The sequence below is a fragment of the Elusimicrobiota bacterium genome, assembly GCA_026388155.1.
GTDB lineage: Bacteria > Elusimicrobiota > Elusimicrobia > Elusimicrobiales > UBA9959 > UBA9634.
This window is the reverse complement of sequence record JAPLKI010000016.1, coordinates 224656-250232: the sequence shown is the minus strand read 5'-3', so window position 1 is coordinate 250232 and position 25577 is coordinate 224656. Positions and strand designations below refer to the sequence as shown.

The window sequence follows — 25577 nt, the reverse complement described above, 5'->3', positions numbered from 1 at the left end:
GTGAGAAAGTCCGGCACAGGGTAAAATAGTATAATTTAAAAAATCCACAAAGGAGACAAACAATGGCCGAACCCGCTTCCGTTATAACTTTAACCGATTCCACCGCCAATCCCGCCCCGCTGGGGCTTTTAGGCTTTGGCATGACCACCGTACTTCTGAACATCCATAACGCGGGCTTCAGCGGCATGGATACGATGATCCTTGCCATGGGAGTATTCATCGGCGGCATAGCGCAGGTTATAGCGGGCGTCATGGAGTGGAAGAAGAAAAACACTTTCGGCACCGCCGCGTTTACCCTCTACGGATTTTTCTGGCTTTCCCTGGTCGGCCTGCTGGTTTTCCCGAAAATGGGCCTGGGCGACGCGCCCTCCGCTTTCGCGATGGGCTGTTATCTTACTGTCTGGGGCGTTTTCACGGCCGTGATGTTCGTCGGCACGCTGAAACTGAGCCGGGCGCTGCGGGTTGTTTTCGGTTCGCTGGCGGCGCTTTTCTTCCTTTTGGCTTTCAGCGACTTTTCAGGGAGCGGCGGTGTTAAAATATTTGCCGGCTATGAAGGCGTCTTCTGCGGGTTATCGGCCATGTATGCGGCGCTGGCCCAGATACTGAACGAAGTCTACGGAAAAACCGTCCTGCCGCTGTAATTCAGCCGCCCCCGCGTCAGGCGCGAGTGAGAAGGCGCGGCTGCTCTCTTTTGAAAAGAGCCTTTTTGGAAGAACAAGGGATACCGTTTTAGCGATGAAAAACGGTGTCCCTGTTTTTTTCTCACGCCTGATCATAGTAGCCCGCCAGTCTTCAATAGCCTGAAAGTTGCAGTTGCAACTTTCCCTTTCGCAGAGCTCAAGGTGCGCTTCGCGCGGCATACACCTTCGAAAACCTGTCGCGCATTGCGCTTGGTTTTCGACCCGTTGCTACGGGGAATCCTGCATTTTATTGTTCACCTGATTTTTCTATGGAAACCACAATGGACTGCAGGATTCAGGATAATAAAGGCCCAAACCCGTATAGGCCATAATATGGGGGTCATATGGGCCTATATTCACTTGGCCGATGTTTACGCGCGATGTATGATATAAGCACATATGATGTACCGCACAACGCAGTTGGTTCTAATTCTGACCGCTTTATCATTGAACGCTTACTGCGCCGCCCCGGACGCGGGGGGAGGGTCTTTTCAGGAACTGGCCCGGACCACCGCGTTATCCGGCGATAATGCCGCTTCCGTAGAGATTCCGGTTACGGCCGAACCCGAAAGAGCGGGCCGTGATCTAACCGAAAATTTCAATCTGACATGGGCTACGGCGGACCTAAAGCTTGGTGAAAGGGAAAAAACCGAACTCACTAATTACAAAGTGCTGCTTGTGCGCGGATTCCTTACCGGGGCCTATGTGCAGCCCATAAATATTTTCGGCAAAAAGATCTGGACAGGGCCTTACTTTAACGATCAGATCAAGCTGCTGAAGGAAATGGGCGTGGAGTTTAAGGTGGTGGATGTAGACTCGACCATGCCGCCCGCGCACAACGCGGAAATAGCGGCGAAAGACATAAGAGATTCGGATAAGCCCGTTATCATAATTTCCCATAGCGACGGCGGCATGTACGTTTTACAGGCTCTTACGGTCCATAAGGACCTTCTCCCCAGGGTGCGCGGGTTTATTTCGCTCCAGGCCCCGTTTGGCGGCACTCCGGTCGCCGAATATATAAAAGGTCATAAATACCTGTCCGAAGCGATGGCGAAGCTCCTCGGTCATTTCGGCGGGACAATAGACTCGCTGCTGAATCTTACCCCCGGAGAAAGGGCCATGTTCCAGCAGTCGAACCGCGGCCCCATCCGGGAAATAATATCCGGGGTCAACATGATATCTTTCGCTTCCTGGAAAGAGGATGAACCTAATAAGCTGGACACGCTGCTTGAACTGCCAAGAGATTACATGCTGAAGCAGGGGCTCGCCAACGACGGCCTGGTGCCGGTGGAAAGCGCCGTGCTGCCGGGCTCCGACTACATTAAACTGCCGGGCGTGGACCACATGGTGACGGTGATGTCGGAGGATACGGTATTGAAATTTGACAGATGCAGGTTTACCAAAACGCTTCTGCTGATGATACTGAATAAATAGGCGTAACCCCGTCCGCCTCGGCCGGCTGCTCCCCTTATAAATAATGTATCCTCCCCGGGCATTGTTCCCGCCTGACCCGAATCCTTCAGTTGAAGGATTCGCCCGAAGGGCAGCTCTTTTGCCCAATGATTTGTGAATCATTGGGCAAAAGGGCTGGGTTGCCCCGCCCTTTTACGGCCATAGTGCAATTATTGAGTGTATATTCCTGTTCGTTCCGCATTTTGCTTGCACCGGCGTAACTCAGCATCGGAAAAGGGCGGCCCCTCTGGGGCGAAAGTTGCAGTTGAACGCAGCTTTCGGGCTGAAAACCATTACCCAAAAAACCGCTTGCAACCCCTCCGGTTCTATGTGTTATAATTATGACTGACCGGTCAGTCATATTTGGCCTGAAAGTTTCAGTTAAAACTTTCCCTTCGCGGAGCTCAGGTGCGCTTCGCGCGGCATACACCCTCGCTGACCTGGCGCGCGTAGCGCTTGGTCAGCGACCCGCTACTGCGGGGAATCCTGCAATATTTCTGTTCCCTGATTTTCTCAATGAGAACCATATTGAACTGCCGGATTCGGGTTAGACGCACAAAGGCAACCGCATGAAAGTTAAAATTTTGAAACAAAAAACCATACTGGAGGCCGCGCGCAGGGTGCTGGCGGCCTCGGATCCGGCAGGCGCGACTATGGACCGCATAGCCGCTGAGGCCGGCGTGGCCAAAGGCACCCTTTTCCTTTATTACCCTAGCAAAGACGCCCTGCTTGCCGCCGTTCACTCCGACCTAATGAAAACTTTTGTCGCCGACCTGGAATCGGTCCGCGACTCGGGCCTGCGCGGCGAGGCGCTTCTTCGCGCCGCCGTCAAGTCGGTAGTTGAGCATCTGGCCAGGAAGACCGGGCTTATGGACGCTTTGGGGGAAAAACGTCCCGGAACCGGCGGCGGCTGCCCGCCGCAACTGCGGGCAAAAAAGCCGGCGGTACTGGGCGCTCTTAAGGATATACTTGAAAAATGCGCCGCCGACGGGCTGGTCACGCTTGAAGACCCGCTTTACATGGCTTCCGCCCTTTTCGGGCTTTGCAGGGGCTCATTTGCCTACGCAAGGGGCGCCGGCCGGACGCTCAGCGCCGGCGAAAAAACCGACAGGGTCATTGCAATATATCTTGACGGTATTAGGAGAAAAAAATGAGACATCTTTTGCTGGCGCTCCTTCTTTCCTTATTAGTGTCCGCGGGTTACGCTCAAAACCTTTCAACCGCGCCGGCGCCCGGCTTGCCTATATCCCTGGACCAGGCTTTTAAACTGACGCTGGCAAAAAGCGAAACCCTGGCCTCAAGCGCGGAAGGCATAAAACAGCTTGAAGCCGCCGAACGCCAGATAAAGTCGTATTTCCTGCCCTCCCTTAACCTTAACACATCGGAAACGCTCAATGCCGCGCAGACGGGGAAATTCCAGTCGGCCGTGAGCCTCAGCTACTCGATCTTCGACGGCATGCGCGATTATATCGCGGCAAAAGCGGCCGGCCTTGTGACCGGATCGGCCAGGCTCGAATTCGCCCGCGCCCGGCAGGCGCTTTATCAGGATGTGGCGCTGGCGTATATAGATCTCGTTGAGATCAGGCAGGAGATCTCCGTGCGGCAGGAACAGCTTGCCGTTAGTAATTCCAGAATTAAAGAGCTCCAGGACCGCGAGAAGATAGGCCGCTCCCGTGAAAGCGAGGTGGTGGCCGCCCAGGCGCAGCTCGCCTCGGACGACGCCGATCTCCAAAGCGCGCGGAGCCGGGAAAGTCTGGCCCAGTTCGAACTGCGCTTCCTGACCGGGCTTAATGAGGACATCGCGCCTGACCATCTGCGCCTGCCGGAAAACCAACACATAGATCCGTACCTGGCCGGAGCGGCGCGGCGTTTTGACGTGGAGGCCGCGCGCAAAGCCCTTGAGGCGGCCCGGCTGGACGCGGAGATAGCTGAAAATCTTGCCTGGCCGTCCCTGTACCTGGACGCGGATTACTATTTGAAGCGTCCTTCTCCCAATCAGGATTCACATTGGGCCGGCGTCCTTACTCTCAAAATACCTCTTTATACCGGCGGCTCCACGGACGCCTCCATTGACCAGGCTTCCGCAAAACAGACGGCCGCCGAGTTCGCTTTAAAGCTGGCCATACGCCAGGCCGACACGGAGGTAAAGCAGTCTTATTCCACACTGATCCATTCTATAGCCGTTCTTGAATCGTTAAGAAAAGCCATTAAGCTGGCCGACGAGAACGCAAAATTTCAGTCGAGGGACTACACACTGGGACTGGTGACCAACCTGGATGTGCTGAATGCCCAGAATACGCTTCTTCAGACTAAACTGCGGCTTGAACAGGCGCACGCCCAGACCTGCCTGGCGGGTATCCAGCTGGAAGTGGCCGGCGGAGGGCCGGCCGTTAACATGGAGGAAAAATGACACTTTCAGACGTCGCCATAAAAAACCCGGTTTTCGCCTGGATGCTGATGCTGGGCCTTATTGTTTTCGGCTGGATAGGCTTTTCCAACATGGGTATAAGCCAGATGCCGGACGTGGACTACCCCGTTGTCAACGTTTCCGTATCCCTGCAAGGCGCCGCCCCCGAGGTTATGGAAACCCAGGTGGCCGACGTACTGGAAGGCGTGGTTATGAGCATACAGGGGATCAAGGACGTCTCCTCGAATTCCAAGCGCGGACAATGCAATATAACCATAGAATTCGATCTGGGCCGCGACATAGACGTGGCTATGCAGGAAGTGCAGGCTAAGATCTCGCAGGCGGCGCATGACCTCCCTCGCGACATAGACCCGCCGACCATAAGCAAGACCAACCCGGAAGACCAGCCTATCGTGCGCGTGGCCCTTACCGGCGACAGGCCGCTTAAGGACCTGATGGCCTTCGCCAATGACTTCCTAAAGGACAAGTTTACCACCATCGCCGGGGTTGGCGACGTGGACATGGGGGGTTTTGTGGACCCCAACCTGCGCATCTGGGTGAACACCGACCAGCTCAACGCGAAGCAGCTTACAGTGGAAGATGTAATGAACACAGTGAGCAACCAGCACGCCGAGATGCCCGCGGGCTATATCAGCTCCGGCAACAAGGAAATGAACGTGCGCGTGATGGGCGAGGCCACCACACCCGAACAATTCGCGAACCTGGTCATAACCGGGCGCGGCGGGGCCGCCATCTGGAAAACCTTCCGCATAAAGGACGTGGCGGAGGTGGAGGACGGCCTTAACGATATACGGCGCATAGCGCGCACCAACGGCAAACTTTCGGTGGGCATCGGCGTAATGAAGCAGCGCGGCTCGAACGCCGTGTCCGTGGCCAAGGCGGTGCGCGCAAGGGTGGCCGAGCTGCAGAAAGGCCTCCCCAGCGGCATGGACCTTACCGTGGTCAATGATTCCACGCGCTTTATAGAAGCTTCCACACATGAACTGAACTTCACTCTTATCCTTTCCGCCATTCTGACCGGGATAGTCTGCTGGCTGTTCCTGGGCTCCTGGTCCTCCACGCTGAACGTGCTGCTGGCCATCCCGACATCCATCATCGGCGCTTTCCTTATACTCTATTTCATGGGGTTCACGCTGAACACCTTCACGCTTCTGGGCCTGTCGCTCGCCATAGGCATAGTTGTGGACGACGCCATAATGATGCTTGAGAATATCGTGCGGTACAATGAAATGGGTTATGGGCGTGTAAAATCCGCGCTTGTGGGAGCGAGGGAAATAACCTTCCCGGCCATGGCCGCCTCCATAGCCATACTCGCGATATTCGTGCCGGTCATCTTCATGAAAGGGATCATCGGCAAGTTCTTCTTCCAGTTCGGGGTAACGATGTCGGCCGCGGTGCTGCTGTCGCTGCTGGAAGCGCTGACGCTCTCGCCCATGCGCTGTTCCCAGTTCGTGGATTCCGGGCGCACTACCGCCATGGGGATCTGGATGGACAAGGCTTTTATCCGCGTCGCGGAACTTTACAAGCGGCTGCTCGGGCGCATCCTGCAGCACCGCTGGAAGACCATAGGGGCCGCGGCGCTGGTATTCGCCGGCTCCCTGTTGATAGCCCTTAAGCTGCCGATGGAATTTACGCCTTCGCAGGACCAAAGCCAGTTCATGGTGCGCCTGCAGACCCCCATAGGCTCTTCTTTTGAATATACGGACACAGTGTTCAAAAAAGTGGAAGCCTGGGCGATGAAAGAGCCGAATATAGACCGGTATTTCGGTTCCGTAGGCGGAGGCAGCGTCAACGGCGGCATGATGTTTATTTCGCTCAAACAGCCGGCTGACCGCGTAGCACTCGGAAAAGGAAAGAAAAAACCCACCCAGCAGGAATTAATGGTTTACACGCGTAAATCCCTTAAGCAGATAAAGGAGCTGGACCGGGTTTCAATACAGGACCCGTCGCAGGCCGGCTTCACAGCCAAACGCGGCTATCCGGTGGAGATAAGCCTGCGCGGCCCGGACTGGGATAAGCTCGCCGAGCTGGACCAGGCGCTGATGAAGCGCATGGCTGACTCGGGCAAGATGGTGGATGTGGACACCGACTACCAGGCCGGTATGCCCGAGGTGCAGGTGATACCGGACCGTGAAAAAGCCGCCGCGCGCGGAGTGAACATAGCTTCCATAGGCGACGCCGTCAACTCAATGATAGGCGGCGTGCGCGTGGGAAAATTCACGAAGAACGGAAAGCGCTATGACATCCGCATCCGCCTGGTGGACAAGGATCGCAGGACCCCGTCCGATATCGGCAAGATCTGGGTGCGCAACAACCGGGGCGAACTTATACGCTTGTCCGAGGTTATGAAGATAACGGAGAAACCCACCCTGCTTTCAATCTCGCGGCGCAACAGGGAACGCGCCATCGGCGTTTTCGCAAATCCCGCCCCTGGCGTATCGCAGGGCGAGGCGCTGACCGAGCTGCAGAAGGAGGCCAAGGAGCTGCTGCCCGACGGTTACCGTATAGTGCTGTCAGGAAGCTCCCAGACTTTCCAGGACTCTTTCGGCAGTCTGATCACGGCGCTGGTGTTCGGTATCTTTGTGGCCTACATGGTGCTGGCCTCGCAGTTCAACAGCTTTATCCACCCGGTAACTGTGCTTCTGGCGCTGCCGTTCAGCATTACCGGCGCTTTCATCGCGCTGCTCATCGGGCACCAGTCCCTGAATATCTACAGCATGATAGGCATGATACTGCTGATGGGTATAGTAAAGAAGAATTCCATCCTGCTGGTGGAGTTTACCAACAACAGGAGGCGCGAGAAAGGAATGAACGTTACCGACGCGCTGCTTGAAGCCTGCCCTATCAGGCTAAGGCCTATTTTGATGACGTCTTTTGCCACTATCGCGGCGGCTATTCCTCCGGCGCTGGGCCTTGGCCCGGGGGCGGAAACCCGCATCCCTATGGCGCTGGTGGTCATAGGCGGGGTGCTGTTTTCCACCTTCCTTACGCTGCTGGTGGTGCCATGCGCCTACAGCCTGATGGCCAAACTTGAAAGCCGCAGCCATGAGAAAGACCTGAAGCAGGCTCTCATTGAGCTGGGCGAGATGAAACCGGAGGGGGGAAAATAGCCGCCAGGTAAAATTGCCATTATAAACCCGAAAGTCGCAGGGGTGTAAAAAGAGGCGTCCGCTATAAGCGGACGCCTCTTTTATATTGCAGGGGGATTACTATTTTTTATCCGCAGGCTTGGATTCTTCCTTTTTCTCTTCCTTTTTTTCTTCTTTTGTCTCTTTCTTTTCGGCTAGTTTATCTTTACAGACCTGGGAAAGTTCGGCTTCATGCGCTTTAAGGCATTTCGCTTTCTCGCCATGGCCGGCCTTTACATCTTTGCAGAACTTGTCCATATCGGCGCCGCACGCCGTATTCCAGGCATCTTTTTTTTCCTGTTTCTGTTTTTCCTCTAATTCAGCCTGCTGTTTCTTGTCGCGCGCTTCAAGGTATTGCTTGCAGGAGGCGGAAAGTTCGTCTTTATGTTCCTTCAAACACTTGCTGGTAGCGCCGACGCCGGATTTCACATCTTTGCAGAGCTTGTCTTTATCAGCGCCGCAAGCCGCGATCCAGGCTTCCCTTTTTTCCTGCCGCTGTTTTTCCTGTAATTCAGCCTGCTGTTTCTTTTCGCGCGCTTCCATTAACTGCTTGCAGGGGTCGGAAAGTTCGTCCTTATGTTCTCTCAAACACTTGCCGGTAGCGCCGCCGCCGTGCTTTACATCTTTGCAGAACTTGTCTTTATCGGCTTTGCATGCGGTATCCATGACAGCCTGCTCTACTTTAGCGGCGATCTCGGCTGTCGCGGGGGAGACGGGCGGTGTCGCAGGGGCAACAGCGGGCGTGGCCGGGGCAACAGGGACAGCCGGCGTTACTGGAGCTACAGCGGGAGTGGCCGGGGCGGCAGGCGCAGCCTGAGCCGCAGGGGCGACAGCGGGACTGGCAGCTGGCGCTGTTTCGGGCGCGACAGAGGGAGTGGCCGGGGCGGCAGGGACAGCCTGAGCCGCAGGAGCGACAGCGGGACTGGCAGCTGGCGTTGTTACGGGGGCAGCAGCGGGTGTGGCCGGGGCGGCGGAGGTTACGGCAGGCGTGGCCGACGCCGCGGGAGTATTACTTGCCGGGGATTGATCCTGCGCCGAGGCAAAGGCCGGCAGCAGCAAAGCAAAACCCAGTATAAGTGATTTTGAACTTTTCATTTTCAGCTTCTCCTTGACTAGTTTACTTCTTAGGATAGTATAGCGGAAAATCCATTAATATAGGATTAAAACAGAATTAAAATGCTCTAATGTTCCGGGAATGTTCCAGGCCCTTACGATTTTTGACAATTTAATATATAATCTAAAAAGTCAGCGCTACATGGACTTCAAACAACGCTTACCTTGTTCCTGCGGCTTCCCGGGCAGGAACAATATTGAACCGGGATTCGGAGGCGGTATGCTTAAACTATCTAATTCGGTGTTAATTTTGCTGTTGCTTAGTGTCTTTCCGTATATATCTCACGCCCAGACGGTTTCAACGCGCTCCGCCGCCGGGGCCGTGAAAGACGCCGCGCAGCCGGTTAAAAGCGCCCCGGCTTCCGGGACGGAATTGAGCGGCTATAAACAGGCCGCCTGGGGAATTTCAAAAGATGAAGTCAAAGCCAGCCTGAATATTGATTTTTCGCGCTCCGAACCGCACAATTCCATCACAGATCTGCCCTGGGAAATACTGCGCTTAATAGGCGTTTCCGAAACCGATCCCGACGATCTGCTGGGCGACGATCTGGAATGGTTTTACAGCGCGCGGCAGGAAGCGGTATTCGGCTTTTATAAAGACCGTTTTTTCGCCTACACGGGCGGCCTTGATAAAATCCTGCCGGTCTCTGACTATAAACAAAAAATAGTATCCATCCACGGCGGCAGCTCGCGCAATCTCTCGTTTCAGGACACCGACCCCGCTGACAACAAGGTGACCGGCTCTTATAACCTGGAGATATGGGAGAAAAAGAAAACCATAATTGTTCTGGGCACGGAAAAGCTGTTTCCCGGTCCGGAGCCGGAAATCAATTATGAGATCACATACCTGAGCGCGGATATTTTCGGGGAATTCAAAAACGATTCCACGCATGCCTTAGCGCAAAGGAAAGAAGAGGAAGCGAAGCAAAACGAAAAGCTGCTTAAGGAGCAGCAAAACAACGCCCTTGACGCGATACAATAGACTTTGACCAATGAAAAAATTGTCAATTTATATTATTCTTCCGGTATTCTGGGCCGGAACATTAATGGCCGCCGGGGACAGGTCTCCGGAGAAGGCGGTGAATGTCTCCTTTGAACAGCTTCTGAACCGGCTTACAGGCGGGATATTAAAAGACATCAGCCTGCCGGAACCCGGGGTTGAAATGGCCGCCCTGGAAGACCTTAAAAACGACGACAGGTTCTGGGTGACCGTTTCGGCCTCCGATAAATACGCGCGCACCGCGCTTCTTGAAATCGGCCTGGATATAGCGGAAGTCAATGACAAAACTGTTTCAGGTTTTATTCATAAACAGGGGCTGGACACACTTTCAGAAAAGGGTTATGTGGTCCTGAGCAGGCAAAGCATATACGACTATGCCAGACAATACCTTAAAGATTTTCCCGCCGCCGACTCCGCTTACCATAACTACAAAGAAACGGCAGATGTGCTCAAACAGCTGGCCGCCGCCAACCAGGATATCGCTTCACTTTTTTCCATCGGCAAAACCGTGGAAGGCCGCGACATATGGTGTCTGCGCCTTAACACTTCTGCCAAAGGCGACGCCGCAAGCTCAAAGCCCGGCGCTTTTTACATAGGCAACCATCACGCCCGCGAGCATCTTTCCAACGAGGTTCCTTTATTGTTCGCTGCCTATTTGCTTGAACACAGGAACGACGCCGATATTAAAAGCTATCTGTCCGCTTTGGACATATACATTGTTCCCATGCTTAACGGCGACGGGGTGGAGTATGATATAGCCGCCGGCAAATACCGCTGGCAGCGCAAAAACACGCGCGTCAACCCGGATAAATCCATCGGCGTGGACCTGAACCGCAACTACGACGCGCTTTGGTGTAAGGGCGGCGCCTCGCATTCCCCGTCGGCTGAAACTTATTGCGGCCCATCGGCCTTTTCCGAGCCGGAAACGCAGGCCGTAAAAAAATTCGCGGAAGCCCGAGGGAATCTTAAAACCCTGATGAGTTACCACTCCTATTCCAGCCTTTTGCTTTACCCCTGGGGGGGCAAAGCTGTGCCTGTGGAAAACGCCAGGGACAGGCAGGTTTTTGAGAAGATGGGCGCGGCTATGGCCGGTTTTACCGGTTACAAGCCCGAGCAGGCCAGCGATCTGTATGTGGCCACCGGCGACACCTGCGACTGGGCATACGCCGCGGCGGGAATATTCGCCTTCACCACCGAGCTGGAAGGCAACGGCTTCTATCCGGGAGTCGCGATAATAGACCACGCTGTTTCCGCCAACATCAAAGCCGCGCTCTACATGCTAAGCGTGACCGACAACCCGTATAAGCTGCTGCAATAAAAAATTATCATTCCTGCCTGTCCGCCGGACTTGCCTGTATTTCCGTTTCCCGGTGGCAAAGATTTACACCATTAATTCTTGCAAACATAACCTGTGATTAAAATCGTCTTGACATAATAATATATTAAGTGATACGGTTTACGGTAATTCCATAATGCTTAACACCAAAGCATAAAAATGGATGTTTAGTGGGGGGAAATCACTAATGAAAACCAAACACTTTAAGGTTTGTGCGGCCTTTGGCATGTTTTTCTTTCTGGCTGCCCAAAGCGGTTATGCGGGCTGGTCAACAAAGGCGCCTTTGCCGACTCCAAGATCAGACTGTCAATCAGGTGTTATTAACGGTGTTTTATATGTGGCCGGCGGGACCACCAGCGGACCATCCGGTCTAATAACCGAGGTTGATGCGTATAACCCGAACACCGATACCTGGAGCACAAAAGCCGCCATGAACTATCCTGAATATTTGGGCGCGGCCGGAATAATTGACAATAAACTTTACATCGTCGGTGGCTGGTCTTCATCAATCCCTAATGATTTGCTGAAGATTTACGACCCAGCCTCAAACACCTGGACCACCGGCGCCAGTATGCCCATCCTCAACGGCTCTAACCAGGGCGGTGTGATAGACCGCAAATTCTACGTGCTTGATACGGCTGATGGTTATAGCGGTCTGGATAAATATTTTTATGTATATGACCCTGACACAAACGCCTGGACTGAAAAAACACAGCCAGTAAACTACCACTCCGATGCCGCGATGGCGGTCTATAACGGTAAATTTTATGCTTTCGGGGGATGGGAAATCTCCGGCAGCATTATGGGCAGTGTTGAAGCGTATAATCCCGCCTCCGACACATGGACCAGTATGGCGTCATTGCCAACACCCGTGAAAGACTCGAGGGCTGAAGTGATTAACAACAAGATATATCTGCTCGGCGGCGTTACAGGCACCGGAAAAACTGACATAGTTCAAATCTACGATCCGTCCACCGACTCGTGGAGTTTGGGGGAGTCAATGCCCGTGGCGAACAATTCTTTTTCTTCGGGTGTTATCGATAACAAGCTATACGTTACCGCAGGATCCACAACCACTCTTAACGTGTACAATCCAGCAACTTCCGGAATTGAAACGCCGACGAGCGTTGTATTCGACGAAGTCTCAAGTAATTCAATAACCGCTTCAGGCTACGCCGCCACGCCTGCGTTTACCGGACTTGAGACAGGCTCAGCCGGCGTAAACGTGGCAAAAGATGGAACGTATTCAACCTGGCGAAATGGAAATAAATGGACCACAAAAGCGGGAATGCTCACGGCCCAGGATGCTTTATCGGCGGGAGTAATAGGTGGTAAGCTGTATGCTGTGGGGGGCTGGAATGGGAGTTATGTGAACACCAACGAGGAGTTTGACCCCGTGGCGAATATGTGGGCGACAAAAGCGGCAATGCCCACAGCCCGTTATAATTTGTCTGTCGGAGTAATCGGCGGCAAGCTGTATGCTATGGGGGGAACTAATGGTAGTGACTTGAATACCAACGAGGAGTATGATCCCGCGGCCAATACCTGGGAGACAAAAACGGTAATGCCCACGGGCCGTAGCGCATGTGTTACCGGAGTAATCGGCGGCAAGCTGTATGCCGTAGGGGGTGGTAATGGGAGTTGGTTGAACACCAACGAGGAGTTTGACTCCGTGGCAAATACGTGGGCGACAAAAGCTGCAATGCCCACGGCCCGTGACGGAATGTCTGCCGGAGTAATCTACGGCAAGCTTTATGTCGTGGGTGGAAATAATGGAAGTCGGTTGGATACCAACGAAGAGTATGACCCCGCGGCCAATACCTGGGCGACAAAAGCAATAATGCCCACGGCCCGTGTTTGTTTGTCAGCGGGAGTCATAGGCGGCAAGCTGTATGCTGTGGGGGGATGGAATGATGTGAGCAATTTGAATACCAACGAGGAGTATGACCCTGCAAGTAATACATGGAGTACAAAAGCAGTAATGCCCACGGTTCGTTATAGTTTGTCTGCCGGGGTAATTGGCGGCAAGCTGTATGCCGTGGGGGGGGATGATGGGAGTGGTTGGAACACCAACGAAGAATACGACCCCGGCGTGACGGCGTCGTTTACCGCGCTGACGCCCAATACGCAGTACAGCTTCACAGCCAAGGCCCGCGATTCAAGCGGTGTGGAAACAGCCGAAAGCCCGACGGTTTCTACCTATACGCTGGCAGCCGTCCCGATTGCCGCAATTCCGGCTTTTACAGGCGCCAACCCGAACTCCGTCACGGTTAACTGGACTCAAAACGGTAATCCCTCCGGTACAACCTTATACCGGGCGCAGGCGTCTGTTGATTCAGCCTTTGGCACGGTGGCGGCGTCTTCCGACACCTATAATTTTAGCGCGGTTTTACCGGGCCTATCGGATAATACTGTCTATTACGCCCGCGTAGCGGCCATAAACGGCGATGGAATAATAACGGCGTACACGGCACTTGGTTCCACTGCTACCCTGGTGGGAGCGACTATTACATCAATAACGCCAAATTCCGGATTCAACAACGCAAGCGGTATAACGGTTGCGGGAACCGGCTTTGCCAGCGGGGCAACGGTGAAAATAACGAAGTCAGGGCAAACAGACATAAATGCCTCAAACGTCACTGTCGTAAGCGCGAATCAAATCACATGCACTTTCAATCTGACAGGCGCTGCCGCAGGAAAATGGAGTGTGGTTGTCACCATCCCCGGGCAATCGCCGGTCCAATTGACCGACGGCTTTACCGTTATATCCGATGCTATGAGGGATTCGCCGCAGGTGCAGGTCCGCAATAATCTTTTTGATCCCGCAAGCGGCGGTAAGACCTATGTGGACACCCAGTTGTCGGCTTCGGGCAGGGTTTCGGTGAAGGTTTATGACCTGAAGGGGCGTTTAGTGCGCACCTTGTTCGAGGGCAGCCGGAACACCGGCGATTACTCGGACCAGTGGAACGGCAAGAACGAAGAAGGTAAAATCGTGGGCAGCGGCATATACCTGGTGCGTGTGGAAGGACCGGGAATCAGCAAAACCAAGCGCGTAATGGTGGTGAAATAATATGAAAAGAAAATCAACTCTTTTACTGCTTCTCGCGATAGTGTTCCCCGTTTTGTCTTTTGCCGGAGGGGCGGACGCTCAGTCCGGGCTTTTTCTTACCGATGAACCATCGGCGCGCGTTTCCGCGCTTGGAGGAGTGTCCCTGCTGGCGGCAAATGACCCTGGCGCGATGTATATCAACCCCGCCTTGCTGGGCAACATGACAGGCAATGTACGCTTGGCCGCATCCGCTTGGAAAGACGTTGCCGCAGTAGGAACTTACAGCTTCGGATATGCGGCGCTGAAACTGGGCGGGCTGGGAGCGCTGGGCTTCGGATATCTGGGATATGCCAGCGGGAGCGATAAGGTATATGATACGAACGGAACGCAGACCGGCAATGTGAAATTTGAATCCGACAGCGCGCTTTCGGCGGGTTTAGGACTGCATGCTGCAGATTGGCTTTTTATCGGCGGCCAGGTAAAATCCGTCACAAGCAAGCTTGCGGAGAAATACACCGCCGACGCTCTTACCTTTGACGCCGGAATAATGTTTAAAATAAGCGACAGATTTACGCTTGGCGCGGGTGTGCAGAACATAACCGGCGAGCTGAAATATAAAACCGTGGGGGATCCGCTGCTGCGCGTAATACGCGCCGGTGCGGGATACAGGCTGGATCTGGGCAAGAACAACGCGATAATAGGAGTTGAAGCGCAAAAACCGGCGGATGCTGATGTTAACCTCGGCGCGGGCGTGGAATACAATGTGGCGGGTCTGTCTTTACGCGGCGGGATGAAACGCGCGGGCGGCGCCGAAAAAGAAACGAGTTTTACTGCGGGCGCAGGATTTAACTTCGGCGGCGTAGGTTTGGATTACGCTTTTCAGCCCGCGGGCAACCTTGGCGAGGTTATGCATAAAGTCACGTTAAACGTGGGGTTCGGAGTAAAAGAATAACGCTGAGCTGGCTGAATAGGATTAAAAAAGCTCCCGCTGCCTTTTCTTTTGAAAATTCGTTCCGAATTCCTCTCAGCGCCCTTTATCGCCGGTTGAAGATGCCGGGCACCTGTAAGAATCAACCAGCCCCCAAACCCAGACCGGAGCGGTTACACAAAGAACCTTGATGTAGATGGGAAGTATCTTGGCCGCGGCACCGGGGTGCTCGTAGTCACCTATGGACATGAGGGCGAAAAGGGTCATGGGATAAAAAAGCAGGTTAACAGGGAACATAAGGCCCCCCTTGAGCCATTCCCTTTTATAAAATTGCCCTCCGCCGCACCAGAACACGGATAAGAGTACCGCTTTCCACCGGCTTGCTGCAAAATCGTTCACCGGGACTGCTGCGACAGAGGTTCCCGCTTTCTCCGCATCGCAATTGGGACACTTTTCAGTATTATCCGCATTGATAGCTCCGCATTTTGGACAGTTCTTCATATCGCTCGCTGCCACCTTTTTGGAAAATGTAGGAAACATACTGCAAGATTATAGTGGGTGCGGAGCACAATTCAGCAGAACAGGTTGAGCCGCTAAAATCGCACAAAAAATTTTGCCGCAACGGTCATTAGAGGTATAATATCAAAAATAGCGGCCAGCCGGGCGGGGGAAAAGCCAGGCAAAATGCGGGTGGCTTAGGGGAGTTTAGTCGGCCGCGGCGGGAATATTCGCCTTCACCACCGAGCTTGAAGGTAACGGCTTCTATCCGGGAGTCGCGATAATAGACCACGCTGTTTCCGCCAACATCAAAGCCGCGCTCTACATGCTAAGCGTGACCGACAACCCGTATAAGCTGCTCAACTAAAGCGTAACGCGCGCAATAAAAAAGGCCCTTTTAACGGGGCCTTTTTTTATTGTCTTCCCGGGTTATATTTTTTATCTTCAGCCTTAAGTCTCCTGACTTCCGCAATGAGGCACCCTTACGCCCGCGTATCTTGCGGGAACGGGCGCCGGCGCTTTGACTCTTCCCTTTTTTACAACAAGTTTCTCCCTTGAATAAATGGAGCGGGTGCCGCCGGAGCCGGGTTAGCGGGGCCTTCGCGAACCTGAGGCTTACGCAAGCGCCGAAGGTGAGTCATGGAAGCCGGCCACGGTGTGGACGGCTGTCCCCGCGTTCCGGTCCGGCGGCAGGCCCCGCAAACCCGTAAGGCCGGCTGCCGGATAAAAAACATTCCTCCCTCTTACCCGTGAGGCACCCGGATTTCAAGAGGGTTGCTAATGAAGAGACGGTGATTTTTAGGGGGCCTGCGGAAGCCGGGAAAACTGTTAACCCGAAATCCTTAGTTAACTAAGGATTTCGGGTTATATTTTTTACCTTCAGCCTTCAGCCTGCACTCCTAGTGAGAGGCAAACACCGCCGCGCCTACGCGGTCGGCCAGGGAGGGGTCATCCACAAAGGGATTGCGGTTGCCCTGGAAGGTTTCCACCAGGTCATTGCGGCGAAGCTCATTGGCATCGGGGGGGTCTTGACGATTCCATTCAAGCAGCATGGGCACGCGGCTGGTCCAGAAGTCATTGTAGTTCATGCCCTGGCTTATATCCAGATCGTAATAGCACACGACAAAGTAGAGCATGGCACGGGCCACATTGCCCTTTACGGCGTCAGCGGGCTCAAAGCCTTCCTTGCCCAGCTTGGAACCGGACGAGGTGCTGTAGGTGGCGTTTGAAACTTTGGCAAAGCGCAGGTTGGCGCGGCGGCCGTTGGGGCTGGAAAAGGATGAGGCCAGCTGGTGGAGGTCCGCCACCATGGGATAGGCGCTGTTGAAATAACTCTGCGGCCAGATATGCTCCGCGTTCACAAAATCGCCCGCCACTCCGTCCTTATCCTGGTCGCCCTTTTCAATATAGTCATTGCCGTTGGCACTTGTACCGTTCACGCAAACCTCGGAGTAAAAAGTTATGATACCCGGGCCGCCGTTACAGGTAACATTGTCGGCCTTGGAATACATGTAGGCCTTGGCCACGGAATATCCCGATGAAGCGCGGTTGGCCGGGACTATGTTTATGTGCAGATACTGAAAAAGCTGTTCACCTGAAAGATTTGCGGGGATATTGGCTGCTTTAGCCTTCGCGGCAACGGGTTCAGGAAAGGTAAACTCCAGGGCCGCGGGTAAAACGGAAGCCCTAAGTTCTTCAATAGCGGGATACTGCGGGACGGCAGGCAACTGGGCTGACAGGGATGAAAAGGGAAGAACCGCAAGAACTGCCGATAATACAACGAAGCGTTTCAAAGTTCCTCCAAAACACAACCGTAATGATATCAACCATAGTCTATGTCATAAGGCCTATTTGGCAAGGGCCAAAGGACCTAGGTTTAATATAGGCCTTTAGACCTATATTCAATAGTTTACAAGAACAGCGGGATTGAAAAACAGAAAGGAATTAATGGCTGTCGCTACCAATATTTCCGCGCCATGTAGTGCAGGGCCATTATGGCGGCCCCGGTAAGCAGCATATAAAGCGTATCTGACACGAAGTAAGGAAAAGCCATAAGGGCTATGCCGGCGGATATGGTCGGGATATCCATTTCCTGTTTGCCGCGTTTAAAATAGAAAAGCCCCACTAAAGAAAAAAGGACGCCCACGGCTATAGCCCAGGGGGAAAAGCCGAAAAAACCTCCCGACGGGTTTTGCCCCGCCAGTTTTTGAAAAGCCGCTAACCGAGCCTCATCGTCCATTTCAAAATTCTACTAAATTGGGGCTGCTGAAAAAGTCAGCAATTAAGAGAGCCGGCGGGTTTTCCGCGCGCTCCAAGACCGGGTTTTGCAATGAGGAAGTCCGGGGTCTTCCGCCAGCTCCGGAACGCGCCGGCCCGGCACAGCGGTCCGGCTTGAATGGTCCTCGCCGTCCCTAATGATAGGGATTTGCTCCAGACCCCGGACTTAAAACCCTAAAAGGAGCGCGCGGAAAACCCGCCGGCTCTCCTTATTAAAACCTACACTAATCCAGCCCAGATGAGTAATTTTGTATCATTTAGTTATGCCGGTTAAAGCCCAGATCAAAATCTCAAAAACTTCATCCATGCAGGTTTTAAAGCGCGCGGCGCGCCTTATGGCGGCCTCGGACCCCTGGCGGAAACTAGGCCGCGGCTACCGCGCCTGCCTTAATTCCATGACCGCTCCGTTCCGCGAGGTTTACATAGCGCGCTCCGAGCGTGAGATCGCCGGCCTTGCGATAATAACCATGTACGGCACCTTCCGCGGCTATATACAATCGCTTTTTGTGGCAGAGACCTTCCGCGACCGGGGACTGGGCGCCCAGATGATGGAACACGCGGAAGAAAAAATATTCTCGCGCGCGCCCAACGTTTTTCTCTGCGTCTCTTCCTTTAATAAAAAAGCCATAAGGTTTTACAAGCGGCTGGGCTACCGGCAATGCGGGCGCCTGGCGGATTTTATCGTGCGGGGCCATGACGAACTATTAATGCGCAAGACAATTGCCCCGGTCAATGTTTTTTACAGGAGGCCGTCCGACGGCCATAGGCCCTGATACGGCACCTACACAAGTATTGGCCGGATGACAGCGTCAGAGACCACCGGCACCAAAGGCAGGAAAAAATGACCACGGACAATAAGCTCACTATAAGTTTTCACGGCGCGGCGGGGGAAGTTACCGGCTCACGGCACCTTTTGGAAGTTAACGGCAAAAGCCTGCTGCTTGACTGCGGCATGTTCCAGGGCCACCGCTCGGACGCGGACTCAAAGAACCGCACTTTCCGTTTTCCGCCCGCCTCGGTGGACGCGGTCATGCTAAGCCACGCCCATGTGGACCACTGCGGCCTGCTGCCCCTTCTTTACCGCAACGGCTGCGACGCCCCGCTATACGCCACCCCCGCCACCGCCGAGATTACCGCCATAATGCTGGCCGATTCCGCCCGCCTGCAGGAGGGGGACGCGCAGTTCTACAACAAAATACACGCAGCCGAAGGCCTGACGATAGAACCGCTTTACACTGAGGAAGACGCCGATAAAGCGCTGTCTCATCTGCGCCCGATCGAGTGTAACGCGGAGTTCGCGCCGATCCCGGGCGTATCCGCCAGATTTCTTAACGCCGGCCATGTAATGGGCTCGGCCATGTCGCAGCTTGACATTGACGGCCCCGCGGGGCGGCGGCGCCTGCTTTACACCGGGGATCTTGGCCGCCCGGAAACACTCCTTATGGAGGCGCCCGTGCCGCCGGAAGGCGTGGACTGCCTGGTTATAGAAAGCACCTACGGCGACCGCCTGCACGAGCCGCTTGGCGACGCTGAAGACAAACTTGCCGATGCGATAAGGCGCGCCGTAAAGGAAAACGGGAAAATAATAATTCCCAGCTTCGCGCTTGAGCGTTCCCAGGAAATAATCTTCATACTGGACAAGCTGCGCCGTTCTAAAGGCGCGCCGGATATCCCCGTATACGTTGACAGCCCCATGACGACAAGCCTCACCGAGATCTTCAACAAACACCGGGAGGATTTTTGCTTTGACGAAAAGTTCCGCGATTACGCCCGCGCGGACGGCGACCCTTTCGGCTTTGATTATATACGCTACCTGCGCAGCAAGGAGGAGTCGCAGACGCTTAACTATAAGCCCGGCCCAATGATCATAATTTCCGCCTCGGGGATGTGCGAAGGCGGGCGCGTGCTGCATCACCTGCGCAACAACATAGAAAAAGAAAACACCACGGTGCTGCTGGTCGGCTATCAGGCGGAAGGCACTTTGGGCCGCCGCCTGCAGGACGGCGCGGCAAAGGTCAGGATTTTCGGCCTTGAACACGAAGTGTGGGCCAATGTGGAAACCCTGCACAGTTTCTCATCCCACGCCGACAAGAACGATCTGCTTGCTTTTATAAAAGCCATGAAGCCCGCGCCGAAAAAAATTTTCCTGGTGCACGGCGACGATGAGGCGCGCGGCGCTCTGTCCGCCAAACTGGGGGAAGAAGGTTTTAAAAATGTTTTTTGTCCGCAAATGGGGGAAACCTTTAATCTGGCTTAACCCGGATAATGAACGCATGAGCGGGCAGGAAAAATGCCGTAGAATGTCAGCGGCCATCGGGGCGGCGCTCCTGCTCGTTTTCTTGGGGCTCCCGCCCGCCGGCGCTTCCCAAACCTATCGTTTTGTCTACGACCCGTCCGGTAATGGTTCCATGGAATCCGGCGCGGTTACCCTGTCGGCCGCCGAAGCCCTGCTTAACGACGGCTATGATTACGCCGCCCTGAAAGCGGGCGTGCATTCCCGCTGGTTCCTGCGGCCCCTCAACCTGCCCGCCTCAATATTGCTGCTGCCCTCTCCGGAAAAAATAATACACGAGTATTACGGTCACGGCTCGGTTATACGGGAATTCGGCTACAAAGACGCCCGATACGGCTGGTCCTGGTTCGTTTCCGATCCCCGCCCCAGTTATGCCATTTCCGACAAACTTACGGCGCTTGGAACTTATGAGCAAAAGCAGCTCTGGCTGGCCGCCGGCGCGGGAGCCAGCCAGCTTTACCTGCTTGACGCCGAAAAGGAGATATACCGCTCGGGCAGGATGAAAGTTTACGATTCCGGTATTTTTCGCGCCGCCTATTCGGACCTATCCTATCTGAAGGACGGGCTGGATCCCGCAAGGACTGAGGGCGGAGACGGAACCTCATGGCTGCGTAATTTCAGGACCCGTTACGGCGCGTCAGTGGGTCTCACTGAAAGCTATGCCGGCAAAAGCCGCCGGTCGTTGGACCGCGCCATGAAGTTCGACCCCTGTTTTTATTGGCTGTTTTACGTGTGGGCCCATTATTTCCTGACAGGCGGGCGCGACGCCCCGGCGCCCATGCTCCCCCTGGGAGGGGGGATCGGGGCCGCTTTCGCGCCTAAAGCCAGCCTGACACCTTCGGGCCCTGAGAACTATTATTATATCTTCCTCGGGGGAAAGGGCAGACTGCTTTCGCTTTACTACCGGACAGGCAAAACCCCCGAAGGTGAAATAAAAGGGGGCGGAGCGGAATTCGGCCCTGTTGATCTGGCAGGCCTTAAGCTGACCCCGGCGCTGGATATCTGGACCTTTCCCGGGGCAAAAGATCCGCAGCTGCCTTTGCGCGCGAGCGGGCGGAATTTCCAGTTAAAGGCGGATATGCCGCTATACCGCTCGCTCGGGCTGAGCGCAAAGGCCGCATATAAGACAAAAGGTTATCTGCTGGGATATCCTTCCCACTCAGGTTTTTACGGCTACGCCGGCGCTTCGCTTGCCTTTTAGCCCGCAAATCGGCAAATCAGCCTCCCATAACCATCCTCACGAAATTATGTATAATCATGTAATATATGATTAAAAGATTTATCTCGATGATGAAAGGAAAAGCCAAGGTTTCCGTTCCGGTTCCGGGCTTTTACGGGCTGGGCATAGCCCCGAAGCTCCTTGAAGCCCTTGACCGTATGAAATTCGTGGAACCCACCCCCATACAAAAACAAGCCATACCGATAGCCTGTTCGGGCAACGACATGGTCGGCATAGCCCAGACCGGTACCGGCAAAACCATAGCGTTCGCCATTCCGATGATACAGACGCTGGCCGCCAAGCCGGGCAAGGGGCTGATACTTGTGCCCACGCGCGAACTGGCCATACAGGTGAACGAAGTGTATAAACAATTCGCTCCGCTTCTGGGAATGACCTCCGTGGTGCTTATAGGAGGGGAAAACATCTCCGGCCAGCTTACCGCCCTTAAAAAGAAACCGCGCGTTATTGTGGCCACTCCCGGCCGCCTGCTCGACCATGTTCAGCAGAACACGGTAAAACTGGATGACGTTCAGGTGCTGGTTCTGGATGAAGCCGACCGTATGTTCGACATGGGATTCGCCCCTCAGATAAACCGCATACTGCAATATGTGCCGAAAGAACGCCAAACCATGCTGTTCTCCGCCACCATGCCGGATGAAATAATGAAACTCGCCGCCAAATACATGAAGCTTCCCACCCGCGTGGAAGTGGCCCGCTCCGGCACCGTGGTGGAAAATGTCGTGCAGGAAGTTTATGTGGTCAACCGCGGCCTCAAGCCGGCTTTGCTTTCAAAGCTGCTGGATAAGTATTGGGGCACCGTGCTGCTGTTCGTGCGCACCCGATATAACGCGTGCGACATCACACGCGATATCCGCGACATGGGCCACAGCGTGGCGGAAATTCATTCCGACCGCACTCTGGGCCAGCGCAAAGAAGCCCTTGAGGGATTTAAAACCGGCAAATACCGCATTCTGGTGGCCACCGACATAGCCGCGCGCGGCATAGATGTAGTAGGCATAGAAATAGTGCTGAATTACGACCTGCCCGACGACGATGAAAGCTATGTGCACCGTATAGGCCGCACCGGCCGCGCCGGTAAGGCGGGCCACGCCATTTCGTTCGTGACCCCCGAACAGGAAACAGACCTGCGCAATATTGAACGACTCATAAGAATGCAGATCAATATAGTATCCCATCCCGAAATTCCAGCCGCGAAGCTGATAGGCCTGCCTCCCCAGTCCAAGAACACCGGCGGGCGGGGAGGTTTCAGGGGAGGCGGAGGCGGAGCAAGCCCCAAAAACCTGCCCACCAGCTTCCGCATGAAGCGCCGCAGCATGTACAGAACAAAATAGCCTTTTAGTGAGCCGCAAGAGCCGTTGGCCCCACTACACATGAGCTAAGGGGCCCGCAACAGAATAATATGGACATTTGGCTGAGTCGATTTTGGAGCGAGCCGAAGCGGCGTGAAGCGACGCGTACTACATGTACGTTAGCGGAACGCCGCAAAGGCGCAGCCCAAAAGCGGCCAGCCCCCAGGGGGAGGCCCATCTTTGAACCGGCTGCCGCGTTGCTCCTCAGTCACATAGACACCGCTATGCTCCCTCGTCGCGCCTTGCATCCGGCTCAAATCTGGGCCTCCAAATGCTCATATTATTCTGTTGCGGGCCCTAAAGGCCCAAAGCAAAATAGAGCCGTTGACACAGCCGTTTAAGGCCGGGGGCCGCTATACTTAAGTTATGAAACCGGAAAAAGAAATAGTGGAAATACGCAGGGTGGCCGTGGAAGACGCGGCGTGGAAAAAGCAGTTTGACGCCTTTTACCGCGATTCTCCTCCGCCAAAGCCCACCCTTGCCATGCCCCACGCCTATTTCGCGGCCTATTGCGGCGGCGGTATAGTGGGACACTCGGTAGTTTATAAAAAGCGCTCGCGGTGGACGCTGGACGGTCTGCGGGTAAAACCTGAATGGAGAGAGCGCGGCATAGCCAAGGCCCTTACGGCGTCGCGCATCCGCTACGCCATTGAAAACGGGGCCAGGGAAATATGGTACGCCTGCGAGGACGGGAATTTAGTGACCACCTGCTGTCATTTGCGCTTCGGCTTTGAAAAAGTGTCCCCCAAGGGCCGCAACAGCACTCCGGCCGCTCTCAACAGCTATCGCCTTATAGTCACCGCCGAGCTGCTGCGGAAACTGAACCCTTAGGAACTGTTCAGGTGGAAAGATAAAAGCAAATGGCGAATAGTAGCAGCCGGAGAAACTTTAATGTTCACTATTAACTATTTGCTATTTGCTTGCTTAGTATTTGCCGCTTAATTATGACCGAAAACGAAAAAAACGATTCAGCAGGTTTCTACGGGCTTGGAATAGCCCCTAAACTTTTAGCCGCGCTTGACGCGCTGAAGTTTAAAACGCCCACGCCCATACAGGCAAGAGCCATCCCGCCCGCCCTTGAAGGAAAGGATCTTGTGGGCATCGCCCAGACCGGCACGGGCAAGACCATAGCGTTTGCCATACCCGTGCTTCAGCGCCTGGCGGGACTTAAAGGCAGGGGCCTTGTTCTTGTCCCGACCCGGGAACTGGCTTTGCAGGTAAACGAGGTGTTTAAACAATTCGCTTCGCTCGCGGGTATCCAGACTTCCGTGATAATCGGCGGAGAGTCCATAAGCCGCCAGCAGCAGGACCTGCGCAAAAAACCGCGCGTGATAATAGCCACGCCCGGCCGGCTTATCGACCACATGCAGCAGCGCACCGTGCGCCTTGACGATGTCTGCGTGCTCATACTGGACGAAGCGGACCGCATGTTCGACATGGGCTTTGCCCCGCAGATAAACCGCATACTTGAGCAGGTGCCCAAAGACCGCCAGACAATGCTGTTCTCGGCCACCATGCCCGACGGGATAATGAAGCTCGCCGCCGCCCGCATGAAACTGCCTCTCAGAGTGGAAGTAGCCAGGCCTGGCACCGCGATAGAAAAGACAAAACAGGAAGTTTTCATGGTTTCAAAAGCCGAAAAGGCGGCGCTGCTTACCACTATTTTAGGGCAATACGGCGGCAGCGTTCTTCTTTTCGTGCGCACCAAGCGCAGCGCTCACAGGATAGTGCAGAACATCCGCGAAAGCGGCTACAACGCGGCGGAAATCCATTCCAACCGTTCCCTTAACCAGCGGAAGGAGGCCCTGGACGGATTTAAAACTGGCCGCTACCGCGTGCTGGTGGCCACGGATATTGCCGCCCGCGGCATAGACGTTATCGGCATCGAGCTGGTAATAAACTACGACCTGCCGGACGAAAATGAAAATTATGTTCATCGCATAGGCCGCACCGGCCGGGCGGGCCAGCCCGGCCACGCCATTTCTTTCGCCACGCCCGACCAGCGCGGCGACCTGAAAGCCATAGAACGGCTTCTCCGGACTATACTGCCCGTTTTGCCTCTGCCGAAACTCGCTCCGATTGCCCGCACTCCGGCGAAACCCAAAGCCCCGGTCATACAATTAAATCCGTCGGCGCCCGTTTCAAAACCTGCGCAGCGGCCCAATCCCCCGCGACCGCCGGCACAAAGCCACTTTCAAAAAAGGGCTCCTCAATATCAGGGACAGCGCAGGCCTTCGGACAATACAAGGACCCCGGCGGCGCCTTATCGCCGGCAGTCAGGCCCCGCCCATAATTACACACGCCCGCATAACGCTCCAAACGAGCGGAGCAGGCCCCGCACTTTTGGCACAGAAAGCAGGGCTGGTCGCCCCGTTTATAACCCCACACACCAACAGATTGCCCCAAAAGCGCGGGGCAGAGATCAAAGCGGAAATTTCAGGTTTACCGCGCCGGGCGGGCACCGTGTTGAGGCTTCCCCTTATTTTGACGAACCGCGCAGCCATGGCCGCCCGCACGGCCCGCGCCCGCCTGCCCGCCGCAACCGCGGCCAGGGCGGAAGCCGCATGCGTCCGGAATGGCAGTCCGGCGGACAACGCCAAGGGCAACAGCCCCGCCAGGAACAGCAAAAAAAACCGGCGCCGGGAAGCTGGTTCGCCCGCTTCATGAAAAAAAAGAAAGACGATTACCTGGATTGAAATTGCCCTCTCCGAAAATAAAAGGTCCTCACGACGATAGCATGCTGGGTTTTGGGTGTTCTCGCAGCCAAATTTAGGGTTCGCGGGTCCTGTCGGGCGACTGGAACGCA

Annotated in this window: 19 protein-coding genes; 15 read left to right on the top strand and 4 right to left on the bottom strand. The window is 54.8% G+C overall.

Features of this window, described 5'->3' with window-relative positions; genetic code table 11:
* Nucleotides 1-62: 62 nt before the first annotated feature.
* From NTX59_07300 to NTX59_07280, 5 genes are all read left to right on the top strand, one after another.
* Entirely contained in the window at nt 63-641 is a 579-nt protein-coding gene (locus NTX59_07300) for an acetate uptake transporter (protein ID MCX5785478.1), read from the top strand.
* A 438-nt stretch (nt 642-1079) separates the two neighbouring features.
* A complete protein-coding gene (locus NTX59_07295) occupies nt 1080-2114 on the top strand; it encodes a hypothetical protein (protein ID MCX5785477.1) in 1035 nt (344 codons plus the stop codon).
* 587 nt (nt 2115-2701) lie between these two features.
* Nucleotides 2702-3286, top strand: coding sequence for a TetR/AcrR family transcriptional regulator (locus tag NTX59_07290; GenBank protein MCX5785476.1), 585 nt, complete (start codon nt 2702-2704; stop codon nt 3284-3286).
* Nucleotides 3283-4542 (top strand): TolC family protein, encoded by a 1260-nt coding sequence (locus NTX59_07285; GenBank protein MCX5785475.1) that lies wholly within the window; start codon nt 3283-3285, stop codon nt 4540-4542. The genes NTX59_07290 and NTX59_07285 overlap by 4 nt, the downstream gene beginning before the upstream one ends.
* Nucleotides 4539-7670: an efflux RND transporter permease subunit gene (locus tag NTX59_07280; protein ID MCX5785474.1), complete on the top strand. Its 3132-nt coding sequence runs from the start codon at nt 4539-4541 to the stop codon at nt 7668-7670. Before NTX59_07285 ends, NTX59_07280 begins: the two co-directional genes overlap by 4 nt.
* A 99-nt stretch (nt 7671-7769) precedes the next feature.
* On the opposite strand, the gene NTX59_07275 is transcribed toward NTX59_07280, so the two are convergent.
* Nucleotides 7770-8783, bottom strand: coding sequence for a cysteine rich repeat-containing protein (locus NTX59_07275; protein ID MCX5785473.1), 1014 nt, complete (start codon nt 8781-8783; stop codon nt 7770-7772).
* 238 nt (nt 8784-9021) lie between these two features.
* Between NTX59_07275 and NTX59_07270 the strand changes: the two genes are divergently transcribed.
* The 4 genes from NTX59_07270 (at nt 9022) to NTX59_07255 (ending at nt 15138) form a co-directional block, all read left to right on the top strand.
* Entirely contained in the window at nt 9022-9783 is a 762-nt protein-coding gene (locus tag NTX59_07270) for a hypothetical protein (GenBank protein ID MCX5785472.1), read from the top strand.
* 10 nt (nt 9784-9793) lie between these two features.
* Nucleotides 9794-11119 carry a M14 family metallopeptidase gene (locus NTX59_07265; protein MCX5785471.1) on the top strand — a complete coding sequence of 442 codons (1326 nt, stop codon included), beginning with the start codon at nt 9794-9796 and terminating at the stop codon, nt 11117-11119.
* A gap of 205 nt (nt 11120-11324) precedes the next feature.
* Nucleotides 11325-14207 carry a T9SS type A sorting domain-containing protein gene (locus tag NTX59_07260; GenBank protein ID MCX5785470.1) on the top strand — a complete coding sequence of 961 codons (2883 nt, stop codon included), beginning with the start codon at nt 11325-11327 and terminating at the stop codon, nt 14205-14207.
* Nucleotide 14208: 1 nt separating this feature from the next.
* On the top strand, nt 14209-15138 hold the full coding sequence (locus tag NTX59_07255) for a PorV/PorQ family protein (GenBank protein ID MCX5785469.1): 930 nt from the start codon (nt 14209-14211) through the stop codon (nt 15136-15138).
* A 72-nt stretch (nt 15139-15210) separates the two neighbouring features.
* Here the strand turns inward: NTX59_07255 and NTX59_07250 are convergent, their stop codons facing one another.
* The 3 genes from NTX59_07250 to NTX59_07240 form a co-directional block, all read right to left on the bottom strand.
* On the bottom strand, nt 15211-15411 hold the full coding sequence (locus tag NTX59_07250; protein ID MCX5785468.1) for a hypothetical protein: 201 nt from the start codon (nt 15409-15411) through the stop codon (nt 15211-15213).
* Between the two features lie 1100 nt (nt 15412-16511).
* Nucleotides 16512-17405 (bottom strand): endonuclease, encoded by an 894-nt coding sequence (locus tag NTX59_07245; GenBank protein MCX5785467.1) that lies wholly within the window; start codon nt 17403-17405, stop codon nt 16512-16514.
* Between the two features lie 164 nt (nt 17406-17569).
* The gene (locus tag NTX59_07240; protein ID MCX5785466.1) at nt 17570-17851 is read right to left on the bottom strand and encodes a hypothetical protein; all 282 of its coding nucleotides are present in this window, start codon (nt 17849-17851) and stop codon (nt 17570-17572) included.
* 301 nt (nt 17852-18152) lie between these two features.
* On the opposite strand from NTX59_07240, the gene NTX59_07235 reads away from it, so the two are divergent.
* The 6 genes from NTX59_07235 to NTX59_07210 all read left to right on the top strand — a co-directional run bounded on the left by NTX59_07235 (nt 18153) and on the right by NTX59_07210 (nt 25467).
* Nucleotides 18153-18662 carry a GNAT family N-acetyltransferase gene (locus NTX59_07235; GenBank protein ID MCX5785465.1) on the top strand — a complete coding sequence of 170 codons (510 nt, stop codon included), beginning with the start codon at nt 18153-18155 and terminating at the stop codon, nt 18660-18662.
* 68 nt (nt 18663-18730) lie between these two features.
* A complete protein-coding gene (locus NTX59_07230) occupies nt 18731-20146 on the top strand; it encodes an MBL fold metallo-hydrolase (GenBank protein ID MCX5785464.1) in 1416 nt (471 codons plus the stop codon).
* A gap of 16 nt (nt 20147-20162) precedes the next feature.
* On the top strand, nt 20163-21383 hold the full coding sequence (locus NTX59_07225) for a hypothetical protein (protein ID MCX5785463.1): 1221 nt from the start codon (nt 20163-20165) through the stop codon (nt 21381-21383).
* A 65-nt stretch (nt 21384-21448) separates the two neighbouring features.
* A complete protein-coding gene (locus NTX59_07220; protein MCX5785462.1) occupies nt 21449-22753 on the top strand; it encodes a DEAD/DEAH box helicase in 1305 nt (434 codons plus the stop codon).
* 384 nt (nt 22754-23137) lie between these two features.
* Nucleotides 23138-23602 carry a GNAT family N-acetyltransferase gene (locus NTX59_07215; GenBank protein ID MCX5785461.1) on the top strand — a complete coding sequence of 155 codons (465 nt, stop codon included), beginning with the start codon at nt 23138-23140 and terminating at the stop codon, nt 23600-23602.
* Between the two features lie 113 nt (nt 23603-23715).
* Nucleotides 23716-25467 (top strand): DEAD/DEAH box helicase, encoded by a 1752-nt coding sequence (locus NTX59_07210; protein MCX5785460.1) that lies wholly within the window; start codon nt 23716-23718, stop codon nt 25465-25467.
* Nucleotides 25468-25577 lie beyond the last annotated feature (110 nt).